We start from the raw sequence: 375 nt of genomic DNA, 5'->3' as shown, positions 1-375 counted from the left end.
TGGCGCGCGCCTGCGGCGCCCACCTGACCGGCGTCGCGTGCAGCGGCGTATCGCGCTTTGCCGCCCCCGACCCGGCGCAACAATGGGCGCCGGTGGCGGCGCGGCTGCACGATTGGCAGGCGCAGGCGCAAGGAGCGCTGGCCACGCTGGCCACGCTGGCCGACAATGCCGGCCTGCCGCCGCCGACGCTGCACTTGCTCGACACCGATCCGGAAGACGGCCTGTTGCAGCAGGCCCGGTACCACGACCTGATCGTGCTGAGCCAGAGCGCGCCGCACGCCGCCGCGCCGGGCGTCATCCGCGACCTGCCGGCGACGCTGCTGCTGCACAGCGGCCGCCCGCTGCTGCTGGCGCCCTGGCAAGCGGAGCCGGCGG

Annotated in this window: 1 pseudogene; it reads left to right on the top strand. The window is 76.0% G+C overall.

Annotated features, from left to right (window positions below):
* A pseudogene (locus GTP55_RS29290) lies at window positions 1–375 on the top strand (universal stress protein); the annotation flags it as partial.

The sequence above is a fragment of the Duganella margarita genome (genome assembly GCF_009857535.1).
Lineage (GTDB): Bacteria > Pseudomonadota > Gammaproteobacteria > Burkholderiales > Burkholderiaceae_D > Rugamonas > Rugamonas margarita.
This window is presented reverse-complemented; position numbering and strand designations above follow the sequence as displayed.